This window comes from Rhodococcus sp. (in: high G+C Gram-positive bacteria) (assembly GCF_049591685.1).
In the GTDB taxonomy this organism is placed as follows: Bacteria; Actinomycetota; Actinomycetes; order Mycobacteriales; family Mycobacteriaceae; genus Rhodococcoides.
The window spans coordinates 1-20,483 of the sequence record NZ_JBAWFH010000237.1 but is presented as its reverse complement, the minus strand read 5'-3'; the positions used below and the strand labels follow the sequence as shown (position 1 = coordinate 20,483).

Below are 20,483 nucleotides of genomic sequence, written 5' to 3'. Positions count from 1 at the left end.
CCGCGCTCACTGGATGTTGACGTCGACACTGGCAGGCAGATCGATACGCATGAGCGCGTCGACCGTCTTCGGCGTCGGGTCGAGGATGTCAATGAGCCGCTTGTGAGTACGCATCTCGAAGTGTTCGCGCGAATCCTTGTACTTGTGGGGCGAACGGATGACGCAGTACACGTTCTTTTCGGTCGGCAACGGCACCGGTCCGACGACACGGGCACCCGTACGGGTGACCGTTTCGACGATCTTGCGCGCTGACGCGTCGATCGCCTCATGGTCGTAGGCCTTGAGCCTGATGCGGATCTTTTGTCCCGCCACGCTTAGTGTCCTTTTCTTGCCGCTTGTCGTGAAGCCTGCCGTTCGGCCTGCCTCACCTCGTCTGCACAGTCCCCGAGTCGCTCGGCTTGGCCGAAAGGACTCGAACTGCCCTCGTGCTCACACGACGAACCGAACGTTGGCGATCAGGAAAAAGACCCGATCCGTTGCCGCTGTTCATCTGTCATGGTTCTCCGGTCCACGCGGTCGGGCGTGTCGGATTTCTACTGACACGTCGCTCCGCTTGCTCATCTTCGACATCCGGTTGCGCAAGGCATTCGAACTGCCCTGCGCGCGCGGCGACATCTCCGAGCTGGCGAACCGGACGCACTCACGTGGAGTGCTGGTTCCGTTCTGCTCTTACCCGGTTCGGGCCGCACGAAAGCGCGTCCCGTGTCCAGGCAACCCGACCAGTATGCCGTACATGGTGCCGGAGTTCAAATCCGGTCCGGTATCACTCTCACCAGTTGCTTCCACCCGGAACTTACTCGGCGGTAGGGTACGACGATGGATTCCGTCGAGACCAACTCTGAGCAGGCACGCGCCTCCGGACCGACGTACGCGCTGTGGCGAAGACTGCCCCGAAACCGATTCGGCTCCGCGCTGTTCTCGGCCGGCATGTGCGTTCGTGTGCCCTATTTCGGCTCGGTTCTACCGTACGTGCGCTCTCTCGAACCGGGCAGATGCGAGGTGAGTGCACCGAAATGGTGGGGCGTCCGCAACCACCTCGGCACCTTTCACGCCATCGCGGCGTGCAACCTCGCCGAGGTCGCCATGGGAATGCTTGCCGAAGCGACGGTGCCGCCCTCGCACCGCTGGATTCCCAAAGCGATGACGGTTCGCTACATCGGAAAGGCCACGACGTCGTTGACGGCGGTTGCCGAGCTCGATGAAGTACCGGACTTCGAGGCCGTCGGCGACGGCGCCGAAGTGCAGATCCCGGTGTCGATCCGCGACCGGAGCGGAGCCGAAGTGGTTCATGCCGAGATCACGGTGTGGGTGTCGCCGGCGCGCTGATTCCCCTGAGACCGCGTCGATGCGCGAAACTCGACCGATGAACGAGTACGACGCGATCGTCGTGGGCGGCAACGGCGCCGTGGGTACCTTGCTGTGCACGCTGCTGAGCCGCGGAGGCCGATCGGTCATGTCGGTCGATACCCGCCCCTTCGGTACCGCGGTGGGCACGCCCGCTTTGCCCGCGGGCGAAGTAGATCGGGAAATCGGCGACATCGTCGAACCCGGCGCACGGCTGACGAATCTGCTCCGCGGTGCCGGCACCGTTGTGTTGGCGGTACCGGAGTCCGTCGCCCTGAACATCTCGCTGACACTGTTCACCGAGACAGCCCTCGTCGTGGAGACTTTGTCGGTCAAGTCCGCGTTCGCGGCAAAGATCGCCCGAGAAGGCGTCGCAGGCCCGGTTCTGGGGATCAACCCGATGTTCGCGCCGTCGCTGGGAATGGAAGGCCGACCGGTGGCGGCGGTGACGCACAGCCCCGGCGCAGCCGCCGAGGAGTTTCTGGGACGAATCAGAGGCTGGGGTGGCAGGGTCGTCGAGGTCGACTCGGACACCCATGATCGTCTCGCCGCGGCGACGCAGGCGCTCACGCACGCGGCCGTGTTGGCGTTCGGCAGCGCATTAACGCGGCTGCACGTCGATCCGGGGTTGGTCGAAGCCGTCGCTCCCCCACCTGCCCGAACGGCCCTCGCCCTGCTGGCCCGAATTGCGGCGGGCGAGCCGGAGGTCTACTGGGACGTGCAGGCCGGCAACCCGCACGCTGCGGCCGCTCGCAGTGCGCTCGCCGACGCAGTTCGCGACATGGACGCTGCTGTCGACACCGTTTCCGAGGGGAGGTTCGGCGAATACGTGCGAGCAGCAGGTGCCGCCGTGCCGGACATCGACGCGTACGGCGACTTGTGCGCGCGACTCTTCGGTATCGTTCGAGGTTCAGCACGTGAGGGAGACCAGCCATGATCGAGACGCCGCAGTTGCCCGACTTCGATCCGAGCGATGTGGTCGAGAGTGCCATCGTGTCGCGTCTGGCAGGCAACTGGGCCAACCGGGCAACCGTGAAGAAGCCGGAGCCCGATCTGGACGATCTGTTCGACCACGCCAAGCACGACTACCCGGAAGAGCTCATTCCGTTCGCCGAGCACGAGACGTATCGCAATCTGCCGGAGGCGACGAAGCAGAAGATCCGTGCGTGGGGATGGATTGCGTTCAACAAGAACGTCATGGATGTCGAGCAGCACGTGGTCAATCCCGGCTTCTCGCTTCTGGCGCGAGACGTGTTCGACACGGGAATGGGTGATGTCCTCGCGGTCGCCGTCACGCAGGCCATGGTCGACGAGCAATACCACACGCTGATGCACCTCAACGCCAGCGCGCTCACTCGCCGCCAACGTGGGTGGTCGATGCCCGATCGAGCACTTCCGTTCAGCGCGACGGTTCGCAGGCAATGTGCGGCGCAAGCGGAGGCCACCACCTCGTCGGAAGCAGCTCTCAGCGCGCTCGCCTACACCACGGTTGCCGAGATCTCGATCACGTCGTACCTGGATTTGATCGAGGACAACGACGTCGTGCAGCCGGTCAATCGCGCCACGGTGAAATTGCACAACCGCGACGAGTACTGCCATGCGTCCATCGCCGACGAGATGGCCGTCATCGTCTTCGACAAACTCGACTCGACCGACCGGCGTCTGTTCCTCGACGGCCTGTCCGCAGGTATGAATGCCTTCTCGAGCACCGATTTCTCGACCTGGGAGACGATTCTCCGCCTCGAGTCCGTGCCCGATTTCGACGCAATGCTCCGCGACATCGTCGACGACGGCTCACGTGCACACCTGGTCCAGGACTACAGCGGTATCCGTTCACTGTGCCGCAAACTGGATGTCGAGGACGAAATCGGCATCGACTGGGCCTGAACGCTCGACCGGCCTCAGCGCAACCGGCAGGTAACATTTCCGGCGAATACCTGGATTGGTTATCGGTGGCGGTGCACCCACTGCCGAATCCAACCCGCACGTACACCGACCGCACGGAGAATCGATGCCCTTACCCGAGGACGCAGCAGTACTGGTGGAGGACGTCCACAAGTCGTTCGACGACGTTCACGCGTTGCGCGGAATCAGTTTCTCCGCCCCACGTGGGTCGGTACTGGGAATCCTCGGTCCCAACGGGGCCGGTAAGACGACCACCGTGAAGGTTCTGGCAACACTGATCTCTCCGGATTCCGGTCGCGCCATCGTCGCGGGCCACGACGTTGCCACGGACGCTCCCGCCGTTCGACGGTCGATCATGATGACGGGTCAGTACGCCGCCCTGGACGACACGTTGTCGGGGCGCGAGAATATCGAACTGTTCGGTCGTCTCATGGGACTGGACAAAAAGGCTGCCCGGACGAGGGCCCACGCGCTCCTCGAGGAGTTCGACCTGCTCGATACCGGTAAGCGGCCCGTCCGCGGCTACTCCGGCGGTATGCGTCGACGCATCGACATCGCGTGTGGCCTCGTCGTGCGTCCCAAGGTGGTGTTTCTGGACGAGCCGACGACCGGACTCGATCCGCGGTCGCGCCAGGGCGTCTGGGCTCTCGTCGAGGCGCTGAAGGCACAGGGCATCACGGTGTTGCTCACCACGCAGTACCTCGAGGAAGCCGACGTCCTCAGCGACAACATCATCGTCATCGACAAGGGCACGGTCATCGCCGAAGGCACTTCCGACCAGCTCAAGGCCATGACCGGCGGCAACTTCTGCGAGGTTGTTCCGTTCGACCCGGATGAGCTGCCCTCCGTGGTGCGCGTGTTGGGCGAGCTTGTTCCACGGGCCGTTGCCGCCGATCTCGCTCCCGGGGCCGACCGCGTGTCGATTCCGGCGCCGGACGGTGCCGCGACGCTCTCCGAGGTGCTGCGTCTGATCGACCAGGCGGGTATTCCGCTGGCTGACATCGCACTGCGCCGGCCATCCCTCGACGATGTCTTCCTCTCACTCACCGGGCACAGCAATGCCGCGTCCGCGGATGCGGTCTCGTCGACTGCGGCGTCGACTCAGTGACGACCGCAGCGCGAGATCAACGGGCAGGCGCCGGCGTTGTCAGGTCGACCGAATCGAGCGGCAATCGCGTCGCGAAGAAGAATCGGTTCGAGCCGTCCGGCTTCGTGCAGTGGCGGGTGCTCACCGCGCGCACGGTCCGCACGATGGTGCGCAAGGGCGAACTCTTGGTTGCCGTCATTGCACCGTTGATCTTCACGCTCGGGTTCTATCTGCCGCTGAAGTTCGTCATGCAGTTTCAGGGCATCGACTACGCGCAGTTCCTCATGCCCATCATCGTGCTTCAAGCGATGGCATTCACGGCGATTTCGTCCGCACAACGCGCGTCGACAGAGGCCATGACCGGACTGTCCACCCGGCTCAAGACGATGCCCGTCGCCATCGGGGCGCCGCTGATGGCTCGCATGAGCAGTGCCTTCATCCGGTCGATCGTCACGTTGACCGCAGCTCTGATCTATGGCCACGTCATCGGATTCCGCTTCAGCGCGGGGTTGGGGCAGGCCGTGATGTTCGGTGCGATGGCGATGGCCATCAGCACTGTCCTCTCCTTCGGCGCCGACGCGATCGGCACGATGTCGAAGAGTCCGGAAGCGACCAGCCAGGCCCTGACGCTTCCCCAACTGATCCTCGGCATGGCTTCCACCGGTTTCGTGCCCGAGAGCGGCTTCCCCGAATGGATCCGGCCGTTCGTGCGCAACCAACCGATATCTCAGTTCTCGGCGGCTATGCGCGATATGGCCGACGGGACGGTGCAGTTCTCCGTCATCTTCCCGGCCCTCGCGTGGATCGTCGGGTGTGCTGTGCTGCTCGTTCCTCTTGCGCTATGGGCCAGCCTGAGACGGAGGGACTGACCATGACCGCATTGCAACCGCAACGAACCGCGCTCAGCACGCTGGACTTCCCGGAACCCAACAAGCCGTTCCCGGAGTCTTCTCTCGGCGCGTTGTGGACACACAGCCTGATCCAGTGCAAGCGTCTGCTGACGCGCTGGTCCAGGGACCCTACGACGATGATTCAAGCTGTCTTGTATCCGGCGCTGATGCTGTTGATGTTCCGCGTGGTGCTCGGCGATTCGATCTCGATGGCAACGGGTCAGTCTGCCGTGTATGGGCAGGTTCCGCTGATCGCGCTCATCGGCGCCATGTTCGGTTCCATCGTCAGCGCGGTGGGATTGAAACAGGAGCGTGCCACCGGATTGCTGTCTCGGTTCTGGACGTTGCCGATTCACCGCGCCGCCGGACTCGTCGGGCGGATGATGGCCGAAGCGGTTCGGGTCTTCCTCACCACACTGGTCATTCTGGCCATGGGCTTCGCCCTGGGATTCCGGTTCAACGAAGGCGCTCTGGCGGCAATCGGTTTGATTCTCATACCCATCGTGTTCGGACTGGGGTTCGCGGTTCTCGTCACGTTCTTGGCGACCGTGGCAGGTGACGCACCCCTGGTCGAACTCGTGTCGATTCTCTGCACGCTGCTGCTGTTCTTCAACTCCGGTTTCGTGCCCGTTCTGGCCTACCCGCCCTGGCTGCAGCCGATCGTGGCAGCACAACCGATGTCGTGTGCTGTTGACGCCATGAAAGCGCTCGCACTGGGCGGAGAGACGCTGATGCCGGTTCTCCAAACGCTCGCCTGGTCGTTCGGCTTGGTTGCCGTCTTCCTGTATCCCGCCATCAGGGGCTACCGCCGAGCATCGTCGACGGCGTAAGTAAGTTGCATTTACGATATTTAGATGTCGACGATCGAACCCCGCGCGGTCGAGCCACTGGTTTCTGTGATCATCCCGGTACGTAACGCGATTGCGCTGCTGGACCTTCAACTAGACGCACTCTCCCGCCAGGACTATCAGGATGCCTTCGAAGTAGTGGTCGCCGACAACGGCGGCAGTCCCGAATTGGCAGCCCACATCGCTTCTCACCGGCATGTGATTACGTTGGCGCTGCGGTACGTCGACGCGTCAGATCAGGCAGGGGCTGCGCACGCGCGGAATTGCGGTGCGGCCGAGGCCACCGGGCAAATCTTGGCGTTCTGTGACGCGGACGACGAAGTTCACCCCGGCTGGCTTTCGGCTCTCGTCGCTCTCGCCCAGCAGCACGATGTTGTGGGGACAGCTGTCGAGACGTCGACCATCAACTCTGCCCGGGCGCTGTCTTGGACCCCGACCACTCCGCCGGAACGGCAGGGCAAGACCGCGTTCCTGCCTTTTGCAATCGGCGCGAGCCTGGGCTGCTGGGCAGAGGTGTATCGCGCGATCGGCGGAATGGACAACGAGTTCGCCACCAGTCAGGACGTGGAGTTCAGTTGGCGTGCGCAGCTTGCGGGCTACTCGTTCGGCTGGAGCAACGAGCAACTCGTGTCTTACCGATTGAGGGACGAATTGAGGCCGCTCGTTCGACAGGCATTCGGTCTGGGTTACGGATTCGCGAAACTTCAGGGTATTTATCGTGAACGGGGTTGCCCGCCGGTGAAAGCGACACGGGTTCTCTATTGGTGGACCCTGTTGCTGCTGGGAAACCCACTCGTCCCGTCTTTCATCACTGGCATTTCGAGGGGTCAATGGATGCGAGCTGTGGCGGCTCATACAGGTGAATTACGGGGCGGATTCGCGTATAAGGCTTTCGCTTGGTAGCAGTTTGCTTTTTATCGCATTTCCCGTAAGTCTTGAATAGACCGACTGCCATGGAGACTCGAATGCATCTCGACGAGGGGATTACAGAGTGAGGATCAGCTGCACGCTGCGCGGCACCCGGACCATCTCGGCTTTGTTCTCACTCGTTGTCCTCGCTGCGACGGCCGCCTTCGTGACGTCGCCGAGTGCCGCTGCTCAGTCCGCTCCCCCGCCCACTCTGGCGGCAGCCGTCGAGCGGATGGGCACAGCTCCGGAGGGCGCAAACGATTGGACGTGCAGACCGTCCGAAGCCCACCCACGACCGGTGATCTTGATTCACGGCACAGACACCGACATGCAGGAGAGCTGGCCCACTCTGGCACCCGAGTTGGCGTCGCAGGGCTACTGCGTTTTCGCACTCAATTACGGCGCGATGCCGGTGATGTGGGACCACAGCCTACTTGTCTGGGGCATCAACGACATCGAACGGTCGGCAGGTGAGCTCGAACGCTTCGTCGACGCGGTGCTGCAGAGTACCGGCGCAAGCCAGGTCGACATGGTCGGTCACTCCCAGGGTGGAACGATGGCGCGTCAGTACCTCAAGTTCAACGGGGGTACCGATCCGGCGAATCCGGATCTGAACAAGGTGAACCGCTTGGTCACCCTCGGCGCGACCAATCACGGTACGACGTTCAACGGCCTCCAGCAGATGTACATATTGGCGACGTCGCTCGGACTGCCGCGTGAGTTCACGTCGCAATTGATCTTCGGTATCGCCGGAACCCAGCAGCTCATCGGATCGCAGATGCTGAAGGAACTCAACGCGGGATCCGAAGTGATGCCGGGCGTCGACTACACCGTCCTCGCCACCCGTGACGACGACGTCGTCACGCCGCCCGAGCGCACCTTCCTCGACGACGCCGGCACTGGCCAGGTGTCCAATCAGTGGGTTCAAGACCTGTGCCCGGCCAACACGTCGTCGCACATGGGCCTGACTCGCGACCCCGACGTGGCGTACATGATCAGCAGTGCCCTCGATCCCGCCTACGCGAACGCACACCCCCTGGTGTGCGGCCAACCGTTGTAGCTTCCGGCTTCGCAGCCGTCAGGACCACCCGAGGTCGCGCCCCAGCACCTCGTACAACTGGTCGTTGAACGGTCGGTAGAACTCCACGAGGCGGCCCCGTGCTTCGCTGTCGTGGGGAGGCGCCTTCAGTGGATTCTGATTGACGGCCTTGTGCACCACCGGTGGCGTCGGAGGTAGTCCGAGAAACTCGTGGATGCCGCATACGGTAGCGACGGTGTCGGAGAAGAAGTCTTCGGCTTTCACGACGAGCACTCGGTCGCGGCCGAACCTGTCGATCCACTTCGCCGTCGACTTTGCGTAGATCCCGGTTTGTAGCAGCGGGAAACCGGACGGCGAAGGGTAGGGCATGCCGGGGAAATGATCGAGCGACATGTCGACGTAGTTGGCATAGGTTGTGTAATAAGGGAGTTCTGATTGCGCCTTGCCCCCGAGGAACAGGTCCCATTTGTAATGCGAGTACGCCCGTTCCACCGGATTGCGCAGCATCAGAATAATCTTGGCGTCGGGGCAGGTCGCGCGGTAGTTGTCCATCAGCGGGTGGTGATGCATCCACGGCGTGAAGTAACCGGTCGATGCGTTGCCCGTCTCGCGCCGAACGCGATCCATCTCGGCCACCGTCGGATAGTGGGCACGCCACGAATTCGGCTTGTCGGAGAAGATTTCCTTCGACAGGGGCGGCACGATGGACGGGTGTTGGAAGAGGTACGTCGAGAGGTCGCTCGTACCGCTCTTGATCGCGCCGAGGCACGCGAAATCCGGCAGCGTTCGGGTTCCGACAACGGATCGATACTTCAGCCGCCAAGCGGGTGGATTGCCCCAATAGTGCGGGAGCACCTGATAGCGCAGGCCGCGCCGTGCTGCACCCGCGTAGTAGCTCAGCCGGTTCCCGCTGTCCTGCAGGTGGAGGCGGTGGAATGCGCTGATGTCGTACGGTTCCGCGAACGCCGTCGTGTCTGCGTCATCGTCGAGCGGCATCACCATGCCGTCGCCTCGCATCGAGCTGGTGATCCAGAAAAGACCTGGGTCATGGTTAGCACGTCCTTTCTGGTGGAAAAACAAACCTCATTCTTATTATTCGGCGAATAGTAGCGGGCCATCCGTCGATCGGCGCAAGATCCGCGATCAGTCGCGTAACATTCGCCGACGACGATCACCGCCCCCATGGCGGGGCAGCCGAGCCGATGTCCACCACGGCGTCGAGGTCCTCGTGCTCTCCGATGTCGTCGGGTGCCGTCGACAGAACGTGGGACACCCAGTTCTGCTCGATCACGTCCGTCACTTCGAGCTCCGGTTGCTCGACGACGAATGCGGCGCCTGCGGCTGCAGTGACGAGCACCCCGAACGCGCGCCACTCCGCCGAGTCGGCTCCGCCCAATACGGCTCCGCCCGATACGGCCGTACCCGTGTCGACTCGCGGATCGGCGATCAACAGTCGGGACTCGTACGTGATCGACCAGCGGTTCAGCGCAGCCGCGGTTGCGGTCACCGAATCACGCTGTGTGACAACACGATGAACACCACCGTCGAACAGCACCACGGCAGCATCGTCCGCTGTGAGCGGCCGCGTGCGCGACGCGTAGCCGATCGGCCTCGCGGACTGAGACGCAACTGTTGCGGCAGTGTCGGGGTCGCCGAGCACGACTGTCGGCGCGTCCGCACCGAAGGAGTCGTTGGCGTCCATGGTGACGACAACGCCTGCGCGGTTACGGGCATAGTCGCCCAGCACGATCGCAGCACCGGACTGCCATATCGCCCAGGCGATCACGACGAAGTCGAGCGACGCGCGCGCCTCTATCGCGACGTGGTCACCTGGCCCGATGTTGCGTGAGATCAGGTAGCGCGCAATGCGAGCAGCACGTTCGGCCACGTCGAGGTAGCTCAGTTCCTGTCCCGAGGTGACGATGGCGGGCGCGTCCGGCTCTGCCTCCACCACGGCGTCGAACATCTGAGGAAGGGTGCGCGCCAGCGGCGTCCTGAGCGCGTCCGTCACCGAATGCGTCGCCGCTCGTTCGGTCTCTGTCCGGATGTCGATGTTTTCCACAACGGCGTCGGGCGTCAGCGCCATTGCACGCAGGACGAGAGTCAGTCGATCCGACAGTGTCTCGACGGTGGCTCGGTCGTACAGGTCCTCGGCGTACACGAGGGTGCATGCGAGTGTGGATGGTCCGGTGTCGGTGGGTGTTCGGTCGAAAACGAACTGCAGGTCGTAGTTGGCCGTCCGCTCATCGCTTTCGAGCCCAGATATCAACAGGCCCGGTAAGTGCAGCAGTGAGGTTTCGTGGTTCTGGAGCGCAACCACGACGTCGAAGAAGGGTGACCGGGACGCCGACCGAGGTGGGTCCAGAATGTCGACCACCCGGTCGAACGGAACGTCGGAATGCATGAATGCATCGAGATCGCGTTCTTTGACTGTGTTCAGTATCTGCGTGAGCGTTGCGTCAGCGGGTACGGGCGTCCGGAGGACCAGGGTGTTGACGAACATTCCGACGAGAACGTCGAGTGCGGACTCGCCGCGTCCGGCGACCGGTGTTCCCACGGCGATGTCGTCGCTACCGGACAACCTGGCCAGCAGAACGGCAACGGCGGTGTGCAACACCATGAACAGTGTCGCGTTGTGCGTTCGCGCGACCGACCCGATGGACTCGACGGTCTCGGCGTCGATTGTGAAATGGTGCGCAGAGCCTCGACCGGAGGGTTGCGAGGCACGCGGACGGTCCACTGCAGGGCCCGACTGTTCCGGCAGGTCGGCCAACGTGTTTCTCCAGAAGCGTTCCTGGACGGATACGCCGGAAGCAGGGTCCGACGTGTCCCCCAGCACGTCACGGTGCCACAGCACATAGTCCGAGTAATGCACCTCGAGCGGAGGCCAGAACGGTGGGCGACCGGTAGAACGTGCGGCGTATGCAGCCATCAGGTCGCGGGTGAGCGGTCCCAGCGAGAAGCCGTCCGCGGCGATGTGGTGAACGACGAGCACGAGCACATGTTCGGTCTCCGAAATCTCGAGGAGTCGGACAACGACCGGCACGGCTGCGGTGACGTCGAACGTTGATGAAGAAAGTGTTCGAATCCGTTGTGCAGCAGTGGTTTCGTCGATCACTTCTGCGTCGAAAGCAAGATCGACGTCGTCGACGAGCATCACCAGTTGGCTACCCTCGCCGTCCACCTCCGGGTACCGAGTTCGCAACGTTTCGTGTCGCTCGACAACATCTCGTACGGCGTCGGCGAGAGCACTCGTGTCGAGATTTCCGCTCATCCGCAATGCGAGTGAGATGTTGTAGGCCGTGGAGTCGGCGTCGACGCGATTGGCGATCCACATGCGCTGCTGCGCGTACGACAGCGGCACGATGTTCGGCCTGACTCGACGCGTGAGCGGGGCGCGCCGGCCTGTGCCGACGTCTGTGGACAATCGGGCAGCCAATCCCGCTACGGTCGAGATCTCGAACAACGAACGCACCGTGACCGTGGAGTTCAATTCGACTCCCAGTCGCGCCGCCACCCGAGTCGCGATCAGGGAATTGCCGCCGAGTGCGAAGAAGTCGTCGTCCGCGCCCACTCGGTCGAGTCCGAGCACGTCTGCGTACACCGTCGCTACGACCTCTTCGACGGCGGTGACAGGCGCTCGGAACGTTGCCTCGCGATAGGTGGGCGCGGGCAGCGCTTTCCTGTCGAGCTTTCCGTTGACCGTCAGGGGGATGGTGTCGATCGGGACGAATACGGAGGGCACCATGTAGTCGGGAATCTGCGCGGCGACGCCCTGCCGAAGGTGATCGGGGTCTGTGGACGGATCCACGAGAACGACGTACGCGACGAGTGCGGCACCGGTGTTCGGATCGTTGTGCACGACGACGGCCGTCGACGCTACTTCGACCAGCGCCGCGACCGCTGCTTCGACTTCTCCGATCTCGATTCGGAAGCCACGGACCTTGACCTGGTCGTCGACACGGCCCAGGTATTCGAGCTCGCCGGAAGACCCTGCAGCGACCCACCGCGCGCGGTCACCCGTTCGGTACAGCCGGCCGCCGCCGTCGAAGGGGTCGGCGATGAACCTGGTGGACGACAACCCGGGACGACCGACGTATCCCCTGGCCAGTTGCCCACCGGCGACGTAGATCTCCCCCGCGACCCCCACCGGAACCGGCCGTAGGCGTCGATCGAGTACGTAGACGCGCAGACCCGGTATCGGCACACCGATCACCGACCCCGATCGCAGGTCCTCCGAGGTGATGTGCCGAACGGTGACATGCACGGTGGTTTCGGTGATGCCGTACAGGTTCGTCAGCGCCGGTCCGGGTGTGTTCGTGCCGGGTGCATTCTGGGAACCGTCGCCGTGTCGCTCCATCCACGTCTGCAATCGACGAGGTTCGAGCGCCTCGCCGCCGAAGAGCACGTGCCGCAGGGCCGTTGCGTCGGTCGGCCTCGCGCGGTCGACTTCGGCGAGTTGGTGAAAGGCGGACGGCGTTTGATTGAGGACAGTGACGCGTTCGTCGACAAGGAGGTCGTGAAACGTGTCCGGGGAGCGCGAGGTGAGGTAGTCGACGATCACCAGGGTCCCACCGTGAATGAGCGGTCCCCACATCTCCCACACCGAGAAGTCGAATGCGTAGGAATGGAACATCGTCCATACGTCGTCGGCATCGAAGCGGAAGGTCGACGCGGTGTTGGCGAACAGCCGCAGAACGTTGTCATGGGTGACGGCAACGCCTTTGGGTCGTCCGGTCGAGCCCGACGTGTAGATCACGTACGCCGCATTCTGCGACGTCAGGGGCACCGGGCGGTCCGCGTTCGTCACGAACCCATCGAACGGGCCGTCTATGCGTTCCGCGGTGGCGTCGATGACGGGAACGGATCCGAAGTGTGTTCCGACATCGGCTGCAAGCACGACGACGGGCTGCGCATCGGCGATCATGAAGTCGATGCGGTCGGTGGGATAACTCGGATCGATGGGGAGGTATGCCGCGCCGGCCGCGGATACGGCAAGGAGAGAGACGACGAGGTCGACCGTCCGCGGTAGCGCCACGGCCACCAGCTGTTCCGGGCATACTCCGACCTCGATCAGTCGGCGCGCAAGCGCGTCGGCGCGGCGGGCTATCTCACCGTACGACCACGCCTGCCCGTCGTGCCGGATCGCGACTCGATCGGGCGACGAAGCGGCTGCTGAGGCGAATGCGTCGATCAGCGTTTCGTGCGTTCGCGGCTGATCCGGGCCGCTCGAACTCCAGTGCTGCACGAGAACGTCGAGGTCTGCCTGCGCAGCAACGGCAACGTCACCGACCGGCCCCTCGGGCACCCGCAACAGGCCGGACAGCACCCGAACGAAACCGGACGCGATGATGTCTGCGGTCTTCGGCTCGAACAACTCTGTCGCATAGACGAACTCGACATCCCACCCAGGTTCCCCGCCTGCCGTCGCGGCTGAATCCGACACCGTGACCTGCAGATCGAACTTGGCCGCAACCGTATCGAGCGCCATGCCGCTGATGGTCAGTCCCGGCAATTCGAGGTGCGCCCGGCCGAGGTTCTGGAACGCGAGCATTACCTGGAACAGGGGGTGCCGGCCACGGGACCTGTGCGGCGACACGGCGTCGACGACTCGCTCGAAGGGGATGTCGGCATTGGAGAACGCAGACAGGTCGACGTCACGGACACGGCGGACGACGTCCGCGAACGAAGCCGCGTCGTCGATTTCGGTGCGCAGCACCAGAGTGTTGACGAACATGCCGATCATGTCGTCGAGTTCGGTGACCCCTCGACCGGCCACCGGTGTTCCGACCGCTATGCCGTCTGTGCCCGAGAGCTTTGCCAGCAACACTGCGAGCGCTGCGTGTACGACCATGAACGGGGTCGCGCCGACCTCGAGCGCGAACTGTGCAGCTCGCGACCGGAGGTCGGGATCGAGCGTAATGGTGGTCGCGGCACCGACATTCGATGCCCTGACCGGCCGCGGATGGTCGAAAGGCAGGTCGAGTTCGTCTGGAATGTCGGCGAGCCGTTCGGTCCAGTAGGCGACCTGGGCGGCGGCGCCGGAGGACGAGTCGTCGTCGGAGCCCAACAACTCGCGCTGCCACACGGCATAGTCGGCGTATTGGAGTTCGAGCGGCGTCCAACCGGGGTGCTGACCGTTGGTCCGCGCGGCGTAGGCACGGACCAGATCCCGGGTCAGCGGCCCGATGGAAAACCCGTCGACCGAGATGTGATGTGCCACAAGGATCAGCATGTGCGCTTGCGCGGATTCCCGCAGCAGCACGGCTCTGATCGGTACGTTGCGCGTCACATCGAAACCGAGATTCGTTTCAGCGAGAACAGCTTCGACCACTTGATCCGCAGTCACCTCTGCGTGGCGGAGGACAACGGGATTCGTTGCAGCGGGCTCGACGACCTGATACCCGGTTCCATCGATATCCGGGTAGACGGTCCGGAGAATGTCGTGTCGATCGATCACGTCATGGAATGCTCGCTCGAACGCCGGCACATCGAGTTCGCCTCCGAGACGGATGGCCACCGGTACGTTGTGGGCGGCCGAGTCGGGATCGAGTCTGTTGAGGAACCACATGCGCTGTTGGGCGAGGGACAGTGGGATCGGCGCATCCGGGTTGCGGCGTGCAGTAATGGCTGGACGCCCGGCTCGGTGGCCGCCGGTCTCGATTCGAGCGGCCAAAGATTCGACGACGGATGCCTCGAACAGTGTTCGCAGCGGCACCACGGTGTCGAGCAGAGCTCCGAGCCTCGCGACGACTCGAGTGGCAATCAGGGAGTTGCCTCCGAGCAGGAAGAAATCGTCGTCGAGTCCCACTTTCGGCACGTCGAGCAGCTCGGCGTAGACACCTGCGACGAGTTCCTCGACGGGTGTGGACGGCGGCCGAAACGTCTTCACTCGATACACCGGATCCGGGAGTGCCCGACGGTCCAGCTTGCCGCTCGGGCCGACGGGAAGGGCTGCAAGGACGACGATCGACGTCGGGACCATGTAGTCCGGAACGCGGGTGGCGGCGAGGCGACGGACATCGGCCGGCTCGACGGTGGCCGTTGCCTCGGGTACCACGTAGCCGACAAGGGTGTCGCCGGCGGTCGGATCGGTACGGAGCACCACCGCGGCCTGTGCGACCGTGGGATGCGCGGTCAGCGCGGCTTCGACCTCCCCGAGCTCGATGCGCTGGCCACGCAATTTGATCTGAAAGTCTCGGCGTCCCACGTATTCGAGCTCGCCGTGTCGGTTCCACCGAACGACATCGCCGGTCCGGTAGGCGCGTTCGCCATCCCGGCCGAACGGGTGGGCTACGAACCGCTCGGCGGTCAAGTCGGCCCTCGAGGCGTATGCGCGAGCGAGTTGCACTCCCGAAAGATAAAGCTCGCCGACCACCCCGGGTGGTACCGGACGCAGTCGGCCGTCGAGAACGTGAACACCGTTGCCGGGCACCGGCCGTCCGATCGGCATGCCGACGGTATCGTGCGCGGAATATTCGTGGAACGTGACGTCGACTGCCGCTTCGGTGGGCCCGTACAGGTTGGCCAGCCGCACGCCGGGCAGCAGAGCGGCCAGTCCGCCTGCGGTCGACGCCGGTAGCGCCTCCCCCGACGCGAATACCCGGCGCAAGCTGTCCACCCCGCGAGCAGCGGGTTCCGCGACGAACACTGCGAGCATCGACGGGACGAAGTGGGCCACCGTGACGGATCGACGCCGGAAGAGGTCTGCGAGATATGTCGGGTCACGGTGACCGTCCGGCGCGGCAAGCACCAGAGTCGCGCCGATCTGCAACGGCCAGAACAGCTCCCAGACGGACACATCGAAGGTCAACGGCGTCTTCTGCACGACGACGTCGTCGCGTCGCAGTCCGTATTCTGCCTGCATCCAGTTCAACCGGTGGACGATTGCGCGATGGCTGACTATCACGCCCTTCGGCTGTCCCGTCGAACCGGACGTGAACAATACGTACGCTGCCGCATCCGGGGTCGGGCGAGCTGCCCGCTCGTCGATCGCGATCGACGCCGCGGGGGCGTCGTTCGCCCATTCCCGGGCGACCACATCGATGTCGATGACGGCGTACCCGTCGAGAGCCAGTTGTTCACGTGACGTCGAGAGCACGACCGACGCGGACGCTGTGCGTAGCACGTGGCGGATGCGTTCAGGAGGTTGCGCGGGGTCGATGGGGACATATGCTGCGCCGGATGCCAACACGGCGTAGATCCCCACCAGCATTTCCACCGACCGCGTCGACACCACTGCGACAGCGCTTTCGAGACCGACACCTCGCGACATCAGCGCCTGCGCAAGCGTGCTCACCTGCGCATCGAACTCGCCGTAGGTCAGCTCGTCGTCGCCGAAGACGACCGCGACGGCGTCCGGTGCGGTGAGCACCTGTTGCCGGTAGCGGTCGAGAAGCAGTCCGTTGGTTACGTTCTGCGGCTCGGGCACCCAGGCGTCTGCGGCGCCGCTCCACTCGTGCATCACGGACTGCCACTCGTTGTCGACGAGCAGGTCGATGTCCCCGACGACGACTTCACGATCGGCCACGACAGCGTCGAGAACACGAAGGAAGCGCGCACTCATGGCCCTTATCGTGTCGTCGTCGAAGAGATCGGTGAGGTAGAGAAACTGCCCGAGCATCCCCTGCGGTCGCCCCGAACGGTCGAACTGCTCGGAGATGGTCAGGTAAAGATCGAATTTGGACAGTCCGGTTTCCAGTTCCATCCCGGCTGCACCGACGCCAGGCATTTCGACCGCACTGCGTTCGAGGTTCTGGAACGCCAGCATGACCTGGAACAGCGGCTGGCGAGCGGTCGATCGCGGCGGATCGAGTATTTCGACGAGACGTTCGAACGGGATGTCCGCGTTGGCGAACGCATCGAGGTCGACCTCACGGACGGAGGCGAGGAGTGCGGCGAACGTCGCGCCGTCACGCACCGGAGTACGCAGAACCAGCGTGTTGACGAACATGCCGATCAGGTCGTCGAGCGCGGGCTCACCGCGTCCTGCGATCGGGGTACCGATCGTTACGTCGTCGGTATCGGACAGTCGGGCCAGCAAGAGCGCGAACGCAGCGTGCACGATCATGAACGGAGTGCAGCCCAGTTGCAGGCCGAGCTCGACGATGCCGCGGTGCGTATCCGGGCCGATGTCGAACGAATGCAGCCCTCCGCGTTCGCTGGGCACAGTCGGGCGCGGACGGTCCGTCGGGAGGTCGATCTGCTCGGCGATGCCGTCGAGTGTGTTTGTCCAGAAGTCGATCTGGCGGCGCGCGAGAGAGCGGTCCTCGTTCTCGTCGCCGAGTATTGTTCGCTGCCACACCGCGTAGTCGGCATACTGAACGGGAAGAGGCTCCCACGACGGCGCGGATCCGGACTTTCGCGCCGAGTAGGCCTCGACGAGGTCTTTCACCAGCGGTCCGGCGGAGAAGCCGTCCGCGGCTATGTGGTGCACGACGACGGCGAGGATGCTCTCGGAATCTGCGATGCGGTACAGCCGAGCGCGGAACGGGGCCGAGGTGGCCAGGACGAAGCCGCCCATCACCAACTCCCGAATCAATTGGCGGGCTTCACTTTCGGTACATCCAACGACATCGAACAACGACGGGCTGTCGACGAGCGGAAGGATCACCTGATGTCCGACTCCGTCGATCTCCGGATAGATGGTCCGGAGGGACTCGTGCCGCTCACGCACATCGTCCACTGCCTGGGTAAGCGCTGAGACGTCGAGCTGTCCGTTCAGTCGTACGACGACGGGGATGTTGTAGGCAGCCGAGTTCGGTTCGAATCGATCGAGGAACCACATGCGCTGCTGCGCCAGCGACAACGGAATGTGCGTGGGCCGACTGCCTGCCGTCAACGGTATCCGGCCACCGGTACCGACGGTGTTCTCGACGCGGGCGGCGAGCCCGGCCACGGTGGTCGCGTCGAAGAGGGTGCGTACCGGCACCTGCGCGTCGACCAGCGCGCCGATGCGGGCGGTGACCTGCGTCGCGATGAGCGAGTTACCGCCGAGCGCGAAGAAGTCGTCATCCCGACCCACCCGTGCCAAGCCGAGTAAGTCGGCGAAGACTCCAGCGACGATGCGCTCGGTTCCGGTGGCGGGTGCGTGGAATTCGACAGCCTCGAACATCGGGGCCGGCAATGCCCGGCGGTTCAGCTTTCCTGTCGGGCCTGTCGGGAACGCGTCGAGGACCAGCAGGGCGGGAGGAACCATGTACTCCGGTAGCGATTGTGCAACGTGCTCTTTCACCGACGATACATCGATGCCCACGCCGGCGGGGGCAATGACGTAGGCGACCAACCGATCACCGCGCACCATAACAGCCGCCTGAGACACGGCCGGGTGCGTCAGGAGAGCATTCTCGATTTCGCCGAGTTCGATGCGGAGGCCTCGTAGCTTGACCTGAAAGTCGGATCGGCCGATGTACTCCAACTCCCCCGAGGAGTTCCATCGCGCCACGTCACCCGTTCGGTACAGGCGGGTTCCGTTGTTGTCGAATGGGTTCGCGACGAACCGGTCCGCGGTCAGCTCAGGTCGGGCCGCGTAGCCCCGCGCCAGTTGCACACCACCGAGGTACAACTCGCCGGCGACACCTGTCGGTACCGGGCGCAGCCGGTCGTCGAGAACGTACACCCGAGTGTTGAACACCGGCCGACCGATCGGAACCGACACCACATCCGAAACAACGAACTCATGAAACGTCACATCCACCGCAGCCTCGGTCGGCCCGTACAAATTCACCAACCGCACCGACGGCAACACCGACACCACCGCACCCGCCGTCGCCACCGGCAACGCCTCACCCGAAGCAAACAACCACCGCAACGCACCCGCCCGCACCGCCAACCGCTCCGCCGCGAACACCGCCAACATCGACGGCACGAAATGCGCCACCGTCACACCCTCATCACCGAACAACCCCGCCAAATACCCAGGATCACGATGACCATCCGGACGCGCCACCACCAACCGCGCACCCACCTGCAACGGCCAGAACAACTCCCACACCGACACATCGAACGTCACCGGCGTCTTCTGAACCACCACATCATCGACCCGCAAACCGTACTCCGCCTGCATCCACACCAACCGATTCACAATCGCCCGATGAGAAACCGACACCCCCTTCGGCCGACCCGTCGAACCCGACGTGAACAACACATACGCCGTATTGTCCGCCGACACCGGCCCCACCCGATCCGAATCCGTCACCGGCGCATCGGAAAAGCCTTGCGCCCCGTCGGGTTCGACGACAACGACAGACGTACCGCTGGTCGGGGAAAAGTCGGGTCGCGACGTCAGAACCAGCGATGCGCCGGCGGTCTGCAGGATGTATTCGATGCGGTCGGCGGGTTGGTCAGCATCGACCGGGACGTAGGCGGCGCCGGATGCAACGATGGCGTGAATAGCAACCATCATCTCCAGGGATCGGTCCATCGCCACGGCAACGAACGACTCCGGCCCGATACCGCGGGAAATCAGTTGTCGCGCCTGGCGGTTGACACGTCTAGCGAATTCCCGGTACGTGAGCGACCGCCCCTCGAAGGTAACCGCTACCGAGTCACGCGACGCGGCGACCGCTGCCGCTAACTCGGAAGCCAACGTCCTCGACTCGTCTAGATCGTGTCCTGTCGCATTGAGTTCGTCGACCAGCCAAGCCCGTTCGTTCGAGTCGATCAACTCGATGTCGCCGACGATGCACGCCGGGTTCGCGGTCGCGGCAGCGAGAAGAGTCGTGAACCGGTCGGCCAGTGTTTGGATCGTCGATGCGTCGAACAGATCGGTGGCGTAGGTGACGACTGCCGTCATTCCGTCGAGTTCACCGCGGACGGTGCGCCTCTCGGACACGGTGAACTCCAGGTCGAATTTTGCCATCGCGACGTCGATGCCGATCGGTTCGACGGCCAGGCCGGCGAGTTCGAAGATTTCGCCGCCCACGTCGCCGAAGGTCAACAGGACCTGGAAGATGGGATGCCGGCCCTGCGCCCGAGCTGGGTCCACCACCTCCACCACCCGCTCGAACGGCACATCGGCATGCGCGAACGCCGACAGATCCACCTCGCGCACACCCGCCAAAACCTCGTCGAAACTCGACGAACCCCCCACCGACGTACGCAACACCAACGTATTGACGAACATCCCGATCACATCATCGAGCGCAGCCTCACCACGACCGGCAACCGGCGTACCCACCGCCACATCCGCACTACCCGACAACCGCGACAACAACACCGCCAACGCCGCATGCACCACCATGAACGAGGTCACCCCGCGGCTGCGTGCGAGGCTCGCGAGCTGTCGGTGGACGGATACATCGAGGTCGATCACGTGCTTCGTTCCCCGCCCGGAGGACACCCTCGGGCGTGGACGGTCCGTCGGCAGGTCAATCTGCTCGGCGAGCCCCGACAATACCGACGTCCAGTATTTCTCTTGCGCGCTGATGACCGAAGTGGGATCTTCGGGAGAACCCAGAACC

General features: G+C 63.9%; 11 protein-coding genes. 8 read left to right on the top strand and 3 right to left on the bottom strand.

From position 1 onward, the window contains the following. Positions 1-6: 6 nt before the first annotated feature. The gene (gene rpsJ / locus WBQ44_RS09960; protein ID WP_003938093.1) at positions 7-312 is read right to left on the bottom strand and encodes a 30S ribosomal protein S10; all 306 of its coding nucleotides are present in this window, start codon (positions 310-312) and stop codon (positions 7-9) included. Between the two features lie 504 nt (positions 313-816). Here rpsJ and WBQ44_RS09955 point away from each other — a divergent pair. The 8 genes from WBQ44_RS09955 (at position 817) to WBQ44_RS09920 (ending at position 8,043) form a co-directional block, all read left to right on the top strand. Further along, on the top strand, positions 817-1,326 hold the full coding sequence (locus tag WBQ44_RS09955; protein ID WP_495566540.1) for a hotdog fold domain-containing protein: 510 nt from the start codon (positions 817-819) through the stop codon (positions 1,324-1,326). 37 nt (positions 1,327-1,363) lie between these two features. After that, positions 1,364-2,281 carry a prephenate dehydrogenase dimerization domain-containing protein gene (locus tag WBQ44_RS09950; protein ID WP_495566539.1) on the top strand — a complete coding sequence of 306 codons (918 nt, stop codon included), beginning with the start codon at positions 1,364-1,366 and terminating at the stop codon, positions 2,279-2,281. Further along, positions 2,278-3,231 carry a diiron oxygenase gene (locus WBQ44_RS09945; RefSeq protein ID WP_495566538.1) on the top strand — a complete coding sequence of 318 codons (954 nt, stop codon included), beginning with the start codon at positions 2,278-2,280 and terminating at the stop codon, positions 3,229-3,231. The genes WBQ44_RS09950 and WBQ44_RS09945 overlap by 4 nt, the downstream gene beginning before the upstream one ends. 124 nt (positions 3,232-3,355) lie before the next feature. Then, complete coding sequence (locus WBQ44_RS09940; RefSeq protein WP_495566537.1) at positions 3,356-4,357, top strand: ATP-binding cassette domain-containing protein; 1,002 nt, start codon at positions 3,356-3,358, stop codon at positions 4,355-4,357. Further along, the gene (locus tag WBQ44_RS09935; RefSeq protein ID WP_495566536.1) at positions 4,354-5,205 is read left to right on the top strand and encodes an ABC transporter permease; all 852 of its coding nucleotides are present in this window, start codon (positions 4,354-4,356) and stop codon (positions 5,203-5,205) included. Before WBQ44_RS09940 ends, WBQ44_RS09935 begins: the two co-directional genes overlap by 4 nt. A 2-nt stretch (positions 5,206-5,207) precedes the next feature. Then, positions 5,208-6,056 carry an ABC transporter permease gene (locus tag WBQ44_RS09930; protein ID WP_495566535.1) on the top strand — a complete coding sequence of 283 codons (849 nt, stop codon included), beginning with the start codon at positions 5,208-5,210 and terminating at the stop codon, positions 6,054-6,056. Between the two features lie 24 nt (positions 6,057-6,080). Continuing rightward, on the top strand, positions 6,081-6,977 hold the full coding sequence (locus WBQ44_RS09925; RefSeq protein ID WP_495566534.1) for a glycosyltransferase family 2 protein: 897 nt from the start codon (positions 6,081-6,083) through the stop codon (positions 6,975-6,977). 88 nt (positions 6,978-7,065) lie between these two features. Further along, entirely contained in the window at positions 7,066-8,043 is a 978-nt protein-coding gene (locus tag WBQ44_RS09920; RefSeq protein ID WP_495566533.1) for an esterase/lipase family protein, read from the top strand. Between the two features lie 18 nt (positions 8,044-8,061). Here WBQ44_RS09920 and WBQ44_RS09915 read toward each other — a convergent pair whose 3' ends face one another. Together WBQ44_RS09915 and WBQ44_RS09910 are read right to left on the bottom strand one after the other, a co-directional pair. After that, entirely contained in the window at positions 8,062-9,039 is a 978-nt protein-coding gene (locus tag WBQ44_RS09915) for a sulfotransferase domain-containing protein (RefSeq protein WP_495566532.1), read from the bottom strand. Between the two features lie 154 nt (positions 9,040-9,193). Further along, positions 9,194-20,483, bottom strand: an 11,290-nt coding sequence (locus WBQ44_RS09910; protein ID WP_495566531.1) for a non-ribosomal peptide synthetase, incomplete at its 5' end; no start/stop codon positions are given.

Bases quoted from the DNA above. Each gene is read 5' to 3' on its own strand.
- WBQ44_RS09950 (WP_495566539.1), top strand. From the start codon at position 1,364: ATGAACGAGTACGACGCGATCGTCGTGGGCGGCAACGGCGCCGTGGGT.
- WBQ44_RS09955 (WP_495566540.1), top strand. From the start codon at position 817: ATGGATTCCGTCGAGACCAACTCTGAGCAGGCACGCGCCTCCGGACCG.
- WBQ44_RS09915 (WP_495566532.1), bottom strand. From the start codon at position 9,039: ATGCGAGGCGACGGCATGGTGATGCCGCTCGACGATGACGCAGACACG.
- WBQ44_RS09945 (WP_495566538.1), top strand. From the start codon at position 2,278: ATGATCGAGACGCCGCAGTTGCCCGACTTCGATCCGAGCGATGTGGTC.
- WBQ44_RS09940 (WP_495566537.1), top strand. From the start codon at position 3,356: ATGCCCTTACCCGAGGACGCAGCAGTACTGGTGGAGGACGTCCACAAG.
- WBQ44_RS09930 (WP_495566535.1), top strand. From the start codon at position 5,208: ATGACCGCATTGCAACCGCAACGAACCGCGCTCAGCACGCTGGACTTC.
- WBQ44_RS09925 (WP_495566534.1), top strand. From the start codon at position 6,081: ATGTCGACGATCGAACCCCGCGCGGTCGAGCCACTGGTTTCTGTGATC.